Genomic DNA, 7,261 nt, shown 5'->3' with positions numbered 1-7,261 from the left:
GTGGTGTTCACTCCATATCGGTAAGCCCCAAACAGGCAGCCAAGCGCTATAGCGATAGCCAGTGCCCACTTAATCAGGACTTCAGGAATGATGGTCACGCTACCTTGCCTCCAGCCTTCACAAAGGCCGCTAGCAGGTGGTCAATGTTGTGCTCATGCTGTCCGTACCCGGCGCCCGGAAGGCTTGCCCAGATATTTCGGCATTTAGCGATTGCAGAGGCGAAGCGTCCGGCCTTGATGTCATCAAGAGCCCTTTGCTCCCTGAATTGCTGGATGGCGTACAGGTCCTGACTGATCGGGCCGAAGTCCGGCAGCTTGAGCAGAGCCTTATAGTGGGGCCAGTAGCGATACAGGATTTGATAGCGACCGGCAGCCGTGGAGTTGGTTGCCTGATTGTAAACATTCGGATGATCCGAATAATCCCGCATCAGGAGCATCTTGTTTGGCATGGAGCCTACAAGAACGTTATAGCCGTCGTCAGACAAGGCCAGCATCTTTGGGCCAATCTCACTTGCAGCCAGGGTATCCAAAAAGGCGCAGACGTTCTCACCGCCTGCTTGTTGTGCGGTGATACGCGGCATACGTTCCTCTACTGGGGTGCGACTTTATCGAGCGCCTTGGAAGCCTTTTCTGCTGCTTCGTCAGCTTTCATTGCTGTGGTATGGGCTAGATCACTCACTTGCTTGGTCAACGCAAGGTTCTGATCGGTGAGTTCACGGATACGGGCTATCCGAGCGGCATCCTGACGTTCGTACGAATCAGTAATGATCTTGATCGTCTGGCCGGTACTGGATGCATTGAACGTACTGCCACCCATAAAGCACGAGATGGCAACGATAAATAACAACAGCCAGCTACCATGGTTATCCCATGCGCGACGGGTCTTTGATTGTTCTCTTGCCATTGAATCAGGCATTTCCGCGTACCTGCTGGAGTTCTGCGCGTAGCTGGGAGATTTCTTGTCTGAGCTCTTCGTTCTGCTCACCCAAGTGCTTCATCTGCTCTTCTAATCGCGCATTGGTGGCGTTCTGCTCAAAGAAACGCAGCATCAACTCCTGTATTTTCGCTTCGGCATCCTTTCTGCCCTGGCGTTCTTCAGATAGTGCGGCTGATAGGCGGTCGATTTCCTTGTTATCACCTCGCCTCTCTCCCCATACCTTGGGGAAATAAACGATGGCAGTGACAACGGCCATACCGACCCAGCCTAGCCAGCCCTTAAGGTCGGTTGGTAAGGACTCGAACATCTGGCCCTCTCCGGTTGATGGGCTTGAATTAGGTGGTCAGTGCGTCGACCAGCGCTCTACGTCTCGCGACGTTGATGAAACAGGCGACCGGCATCAGCCAATCCAGACCTGTCGATTCCTGACCACTCAAGGCAGCTAATCCCGGTGGGGTGTGCGCTTGGACTGCAGGAAATTTGGGCATAAAAAAACCCAGCGGTTAGGCTGGGCTTAAAGTAGGGATTACAGCAGCTGCATCCTGCAGCCCCATAAATGCCAAGCGGGAGAGGAGGCAACCGCCTGGATACGGGCTATCGGCAGGAGCTATTAAAGCTTTAGTCATAAAAAGCCCCGCACTTGGCGAGGCTCGTTAAATCGGTGCCTGGATAACCAGGCGGCGTGCGCTTCTCAGCGTGACGCATTTCCCATAGGCTTTTCGTGCGACCGATCTACCTCACGGGAAGTTTTAACTATGGAAAGCGTTAGCCATACAACAAGCGTTGTTACGCCATTCATCAGCATTACCATTGCATTAGTAGGGCTCATGTTTGCTGTGGCAAGGGCAACAGCAGCTGAAAGGGCAATGGTAATAAGCTGGATTGCCAAGACAGCCCTCATCACCGTGATGGTGATTGTCATCGCTTGGTTCTCCTTCAGAATGTTTATCTTTGCCACTTCAAGCGGCCAGCCTACGAGACTAGAGGTCGTAGACTTCAGCTTATCGTTTTTCAACGTGGTCATGTATGGCAAAGCTCTTCTTGATTACACCAGCTTTCTACTTAAACGGGGCGACAAAGAAGTACAAGCCAAGCTTAAGCAGGAGCTTGAAGAAGAGCAGCGTCAACACATACTGAGCCAAGCAAAGCTATACACCACACAGCAAATCCATGAGCTTATGGAAGGCATGAATAAGAACCTATCTTCCACTCTTAACAATTCGGGCAGACAAGAGGCCAAGACAAACGAAGATAACGGCCGCCCCACCCCATAGATATGTGTAGTCGGCATCAACAGTCATGACCCCAACACATACAGCAGCTGCATACATACAACGGAAATTCACACCCTGCAGCTTCCACTTCATGATCATGCCCGACAGATAAAAATCAATCGTACACAAAAAAGCCCCGAAACATAGCGGGGCTTTCTTTTGAGTGATTCATCACATCTTGGAAAGATCGTATCTCCTCCCGCACATTTTGTCAAACATTATAACATTGCATTTTATCGGATCTTACGCAGCCTCTTTTATCAGCCCAATGCAACGGGCCACAGGCGACAAAGCATCCTTATCCAAGTCATTGCAGACATCGAAACAAGCCTGAATAAACCCTTCCCACTCCCGATCCCAGTTGCGCGGATCTAGCTTTACCCCGTACTCATCTAGCACCCAAGAACGAAAGAACTCCGGCTTATCCAGACTGTGATAGGTACCTATCTGATCGACTCCCTCACTCTGCCCGCCCTGGTGCCGTTGGCGATACCGGCGAAGCACTCCAGCAGCTACATACCGGGCCTTCTCCATCTTCTTGGCATACATCCGCTCGCCTTTCATATAGGCCAACCGAAACACGACTTCTGAGGCGGCTTCGGCAATATCTGTATCGTCATAGCTGACCGGGTTATACATAAAGCTGCCAAACGCTCTCAGATGCGCTGGGAGCGTTCCGATTGCGCTCTGAATACGTCCACGCAGGGCACCCTCTATCGCTACGCCTGTGCTCTTACGCTTCGCTACACGGGTATCCATGGGCTTATCTACCCACACCCACTGGCTAAAGGTGATTTGCTTGCCGTCTGGCCCGATCTCTCGAAACTTCTTTTCTGTCCATCCGCCACCAAAGACCATGCCTAAGGTGGCGACGGTCTCAGTGTGTGCTGTCGTGCTGTGAGATTCGTTGTAATACGCCTGATGCCAGGCAGTGCGAGCAGATTTCAGGTCATTCAGGCGCATTGGGTTATCTCCGCTATTTCAATCGATACCGTGCCGCCGACCTGAATAGGTCCGCGTACTATTCGTAAATCATCGATCTGGCTGTCGTCCTGCCAGGCGCCGCCATGGGTCAGCGCGTCGAGTAGTCCTTTAAGAAGATTGTCCAGGTCACGCTTCCGGCGATCAGGTGGGCAGGCAGTAATAACCACCTGCAGCCGTCCTTCACGCTTGGCAACCTTGGATATCAGGCAGAGCTGGGAGACCGTCTTGGCGTACTGCCGTCCCTTCTCACTGATAAGCGTCTTAGCCCCTACCCTGCGGTAGTAGGTGTTATTGCTTGGCGGCCAAGGAAGCGTGAGGGTTGTCATTTGGCGTCTCCAAGCAAGCCGTACTGCTCTAGCCATTCCTTGCCAACGCCATCGTATGCCAAGCCATCTGGCCCGTTCTGCCCTATACGGTCCATGCGCTCTTCATTGAAGGCATTGACGAAGGGGAACGAAGTCTGATCGTCCGGCCATACCAGGATGCGCTTGTCGCGTATCTCGTCGGCATAGGCACAGGCCTCGGCAAAGGTGTCGAACGTCTTCTTACCGTCATGGGTGACTACCACGGCGGTGGGCTTACGGTTGTCGATAATGATCCCTGTCATGCTGCTACTCCTTGGATCTTCAATAGGCCCATGCGAACCCAGATCATTTGTGTTTCAGCCAGCGCACGGAGAAGATCCGCTTCGGTGTAATGCCCTTGGGCGCGCCCATCGATGACCGCATGGCAATGGTCACAGCCAAATACAGCAAACAGGTCAGGCGACTTTAGGCCCACCCCTTTCATGCCCACTGGAAGGTGGCAAAGCACCGTAAACTCTGGACTGAAGCGGCACCCGTCCAGGCGCAGAGTGCAGTCTTGGTCCCGAGCTGAATCGCGCAGTTTCTTGGATACGATCTTCAAGCTGCGATCCCCCAATAGTTAGCCGTGGTAAATCTCACACCATGCTCAGCGGCGAAGGCTTCCATTACTTCAAACATGTCGTTAAACCACTTCTTGCTTTGCTTGCTGGTTGAGATGCCCAGCACGACGAACCCACCATCCAGGCCGGGGACTGCACGCTGTTTTTGTACCGAGGCGCTGAAGATGTGCTTCCAATCGGTGTCGTCTAGCTTTTGGCCGTACCACTCAACCTGACGAGAGATGTCACGCAACATGGCCCACATACGTCTGTTCTGGGCGTCTGTACGCGCCTCTTCCTTCAGGCTCCATGTCCAGCCAGCTGACAAATCAACCTTTTGCAGCAGAGCGATAGCGCGCTGACGGTCCATTTCGTTACGCAACGGGAATGAAGGCCTAGTCATTGCTTACCTCCCACGCTGAACAGACGATGCTCCACTTCACGGCAGCGAGTGTGGTAATAGGCCTCGGTCCTGAACACGTCCATGGGGTCGCCCTGCTCGCTCACAGTAGAGGCGCAGCGGTAGCCGTCATCGAACAGGCTTTCTGCAAACTCTCTGAGCTGGTCTAGGGTGAAGGTGTAGGTCCTCATGCGACCCCCTCCGAGAAAAGATCATTCGTTACAGGCGACTCTTGGGCTTGGCACGTGAACATATCCACCTGACGCATAGCTTCTTCAATCCGCTTGCATGCCGTTTCGAAGTACCTTTCATCTCGCTCTATCCCGATGAATTTCCGCCCCATCTGGATAGCTGCTACACCAGTAGTCCCTGACCCCATGAACGGATCTAGAACTGTTTGAGCTGAGGGGCACAGATCGATTACCCATTTCATAACAGCCAGTGGCTTTTGAGTTGGGTGGAATCTTTCTTCATTTCCCTGCCGAATCATCCCATTCCAACGCCACTGAATACGCCGAACGGCTTTAGGCCAATTGGTCCAAGCTAATTCGCAGTCCGCAAAATCACCGGTGTTTAACTTGTCCCAAACGAGCCAGCAGCTAGTAGCCGGAAGGTCAAAGTAGTTACCTCCAAATAGGGCATGCCACTTGGCCTTGCTGCGCATAAGCTCAATCAGTTCTGCAGTTGGGGCAGACTTGTCCCAATCAAAAACGCCATAGTCTTTGGCTTTGGCTGTATTAGAGCGGCTGGCAACCTTTTTACTGTTTTCATTAATTCCATACGGGGGGTCAGTGATTAGCGCATCTACACCGCTAAGCATTGGAAGAACCTCAAGGCAGTCTCCCAAGTACAAGGTAGCGTCACCTATTACTCTCTTGATTACCGTGCTCATGCCGCTTCCCTCCCCATGATCTGCAGATGACGCTCACAGCGCTCCTTCGCCTCTTGCACGGTGTCGCAGCGCTCACCTAGAGCTTCCATGCCTAGCCAAGCTATATAGCGAGGCTTGCCATCTACGATGTACTTGCCGATTTGGTAGCCATGCTCGCCTCGTAGGGCGTACTTGCCGTCTTGCTTCCAGTTCATGGCTGGACCTCACACTTATGGGTCGCGGCATATCTGATTGCACCTAGGTCTGCACCCAGGTTAAAAGCAACGAACACCAGTAGAAGCGTCGAGCAAATGACGGTAATAAGAGGGAAGCTGTCTATAAACTTGCTCATGCCCGGCCTCCCCTAACCATCTCGCGCATCTTCTTAAGCTCGGCCAGTGCAATGGATGGGTTAGCAGGCGTCTTGACCTCAGCTGGAAGCGCCTTCGGGATCTCCTTCAGCGGCTCACCTTTTTCAACCATGCGGCAGGCTATCTCGTAGTTGCGCATGAAAAGCTTGCGGCTCTCGTCTTCCTTAAGCGTGTTCAGGTTGTAGAAGCCAGTTTCGTTGGTGGCATGCATCACGGCTGCATGGGTCCAATGACGGTCAGCAGATGGGTGAGCATTGCGGCAGGCCTCGGCATAGGCTTTTTCAGCAGATGGCAAGCCAAGCATCTCGGCCGTTGGCTGGCACATCTGGATAAATTTGCCAACGCTTGGAGCAAAGTCAGTACCCAGACTCCGACAGGCCTGAATACCGAACTTGATCTGTTCTATGCTCGTGATTCCGGCATCACGAAAGCCCTTGGTCCATGTTGCCTTGGCGTGATCCAGTGCCTTGTCAGTGGGCCAAGCCTGACGCCACGCTGGAAAGATGGACTGAAGTTCACGGAAGAGAGAGTTCACAACGCGGGCGCTCTTTTCGTCGATGAATGCCGGGGCTGGCTTAATTTCTTCAGGCTTCGCCTTTCCCATGACCGCAGGCAGGCTCTTGGTAATGTCCACAACATTTTTCATCACCACTCTCCAAGATCATTAGCCCACTCGACGCTATCGAAGTCGGGCTCATTGGATTGGCGAACAAGAGGCGCTGACCGGCGCATACGGTTTAATACCCACTCGCTCTCAAAACCCTGCCACGCCGCCTTGATTGCAACCGCTAGGGATTCATCGGCGGATAGTCCATGACTGGCCAGGATTCCAAGCTCGGTGTTGATCGAAGCCCACACGGTATCGGTGATAGGTGCGCGCTTAGCTTTGCGAAGAGCGAGGTATTCAGTGAGGATTTTTTCTGATGCGCCGTGCGGGTTATCAGCCAAGAGTTTTTTGATGCCTGTTGCTGGCTTTGCCGTCTTGGCTTTCGGCTTTGAAATCACCGATGACTTTGCGGGCGTTACTAACTCGTTAGAGTTAGTTATGTCTTTACTGTCTTTATAGTCTGTCGTTTTCGACAGTCTCGACCTGTCAAATACGACAGTTTCGCAGGATTTCGTCAGATTCGATTTATCGTCGTTTTGAGCATCAATTTTCCACTCAGAAACTGGGCTGATACCGATAGGACTACGGCTACCACCAGTACGGAAAATGACACGCTGACGAAGAAGCTCAGAGATGATTCGGGATACGTTGTCCGCATGAATGCCTGATAGCTTGGCGATAACCGAAGCAGCAATACGGGACGTTTGAGTGTTGAAGCCGATAGTGAGTCGGTGGATAGCCAGTGCTACCCGAAGCTCACGACCGGACAAGTCAGCCCCAATCAGGGCTTCGTATAGGTCGTTGTCCATTCGGGTAAACCCCTGGGACTTGCTAAGCTGGATTACGTTATTCATACTTCGTCTCGAACTTGAGGTACTGAGGAAGCCGGTCTAGCCACCGGCTTTTTCTTGCCC

General features: G+C 52.7%; 15 protein-coding genes. 1 reads left to right on the top strand and 14 read right to left on the bottom strand.

All coding sequences use genetic code 11. The features are described from left to right. Window positions 1-94: 94 nt before the first annotated feature. Genes IQ22_RS20685 through IQ22_RS20675 form a run of 3 tightly spaced genes read right to left on the bottom strand, consistent with a single transcriptional unit; the run spans window position 95 to window position 1,243 of the window. Window positions 95-580, bottom strand: coding sequence for a glycoside hydrolase family 24 protein (locus IQ22_RS20685; protein WP_145145550.1), 486 nt, complete (start codon window positions 578-580; stop codon window positions 95-97). Window positions 581-588: 8 nt separating this feature from the next. Next, window positions 589-915 carry a hypothetical protein gene (locus tag IQ22_RS20680; RefSeq protein WP_145145548.1) on the bottom strand — a complete coding sequence of 109 codons (327 nt, stop codon included), beginning with the start codon at window positions 913-915 and terminating at the stop codon, window positions 589-591. Beyond that, window positions 908-1,243: a hypothetical protein gene (locus IQ22_RS20675; RefSeq protein ID WP_145145546.1), complete on the bottom strand. Its 336-nt coding sequence runs from the start codon at window positions 1,241-1,243 to the stop codon at window positions 908-910. Before IQ22_RS20675 ends, IQ22_RS20680 begins: the two co-directional genes overlap by 8 nt. Window positions 1,244-1,691: 448 nt before the next feature. On the opposite strand from IQ22_RS20675, the gene IQ22_RS20670 reads away from it, so the two are divergent. Further along, window positions 1,692-2,210 (top strand): hypothetical protein, encoded by a 519-nt coding sequence (locus tag IQ22_RS20670; RefSeq protein ID WP_145145544.1) that lies wholly within the window; start codon window positions 1,692-1,694, stop codon window positions 2,208-2,210. A gap of 243 nt (window positions 2,211-2,453) precedes the next feature. Here the strand turns inward: IQ22_RS20670 and IQ22_RS20665 are convergent, their stop codons facing one another. Genes IQ22_RS20665 through IQ22_RS20620 form a run of 11 tightly spaced genes read right to left on the bottom strand, consistent with a single transcriptional unit; the run spans window position 2,454 to window position 7,201 of the window. Continuing rightward, complete coding sequence (locus tag IQ22_RS20665; protein WP_145145542.1) at window positions 2,454-3,173, bottom strand: hypothetical protein; 720 nt, start codon at window positions 3,171-3,173, stop codon at window positions 2,454-2,456. Continuing rightward, window positions 3,164-3,520, bottom strand: a complete 357-nt coding sequence (locus IQ22_RS20660; RefSeq protein WP_145145540.1) for a RusA family crossover junction endodeoxyribonuclease — start codon at window positions 3,518-3,520, stop codon at window positions 3,164-3,166. Before IQ22_RS20660 ends, IQ22_RS20665 begins: the two co-directional genes overlap by 10 nt. After that, window positions 3,517-3,801 (bottom strand): hypothetical protein, encoded by a 285-nt coding sequence (locus tag IQ22_RS20655; RefSeq protein WP_145145538.1) that lies wholly within the window; start codon window positions 3,799-3,801, stop codon window positions 3,517-3,519. The genes IQ22_RS20660 and IQ22_RS20655 overlap by 4 nt, the downstream gene beginning before the upstream one ends. Continuing rightward, window positions 3,798-4,100 carry a nuclease domain-containing protein gene (locus tag IQ22_RS20650; RefSeq protein WP_145145536.1) on the bottom strand — a complete coding sequence of 101 codons (303 nt, stop codon included), beginning with the start codon at window positions 4,098-4,100 and terminating at the stop codon, window positions 3,798-3,800. Before IQ22_RS20650 ends, IQ22_RS20655 begins: the two co-directional genes overlap by 4 nt. Beyond that, window positions 4,097-4,501 carry a recombination protein NinB gene (locus IQ22_RS20645; protein ID WP_145145534.1) on the bottom strand — a complete coding sequence of 135 codons (405 nt, stop codon included), beginning with the start codon at window positions 4,499-4,501 and terminating at the stop codon, window positions 4,097-4,099. Before IQ22_RS20645 ends, IQ22_RS20650 begins: the two co-directional genes overlap by 4 nt. Then, window positions 4,498-4,689, bottom strand: a complete 192-nt coding sequence (locus IQ22_RS20640; RefSeq protein ID WP_145145533.1) for a hypothetical protein — start codon at window positions 4,687-4,689, stop codon at window positions 4,498-4,500. Before IQ22_RS20640 ends, IQ22_RS20645 begins: the two co-directional genes overlap by 4 nt. Then, window positions 4,686-5,390: a DNA-methyltransferase gene (locus IQ22_RS20635; RefSeq protein WP_145145532.1), complete on the bottom strand. Its 705-nt coding sequence runs from the start codon at window positions 5,388-5,390 to the stop codon at window positions 4,686-4,688. The genes IQ22_RS20640 and IQ22_RS20635 overlap by 4 nt, the downstream gene beginning before the upstream one ends. Next, a complete protein-coding gene (locus IQ22_RS20630; protein WP_145145530.1) occupies window positions 5,387-5,584 on the bottom strand; it encodes a hypothetical protein in 198 nt (65 codons plus the stop codon). Before IQ22_RS20630 ends, IQ22_RS20635 begins: the two co-directional genes overlap by 4 nt. Beyond that, a complete protein-coding gene (locus tag IQ22_RS23225; RefSeq protein ID WP_158635469.1) occupies window positions 5,581-5,721 on the bottom strand; it encodes a hypothetical protein in 141 nt (46 codons plus the stop codon). Before IQ22_RS23225 ends, IQ22_RS20630 begins: the two co-directional genes overlap by 4 nt. Further along, on the bottom strand, window positions 5,718-6,386 hold the full coding sequence (locus tag IQ22_RS20625; protein WP_145145528.1) for a replication protein P: 669 nt from the start codon (window positions 6,384-6,386) through the stop codon (window positions 5,718-5,720). The genes IQ22_RS23225 and IQ22_RS20625 overlap by 4 nt, the downstream gene beginning before the upstream one ends. After that, complete coding sequence (locus IQ22_RS20620) at window positions 6,386-7,201, bottom strand: replication protein (protein WP_145145526.1); 816 nt, start codon at window positions 7,199-7,201, stop codon at window positions 6,386-6,388. The genes IQ22_RS20625 and IQ22_RS20620 overlap by 1 nt, the downstream gene beginning before the upstream one ends. Between the last annotated feature and the right edge of the window lie 60 nt (window positions 7,202-7,261).

The sequence above is a fragment of the Pseudomonas duriflava genome (assembly GCF_007830155.1).
GTDB classification, from domain to species: Bacteria; Pseudomonadota; Gammaproteobacteria; order Pseudomonadales; family Pseudomonadaceae; genus Chryseomonas; species Chryseomonas duriflava.
The sequence above is the reverse complement of the archived record's forward strand: the minus strand, read 5'-3'. Positions and strand labels throughout refer to the sequence as shown.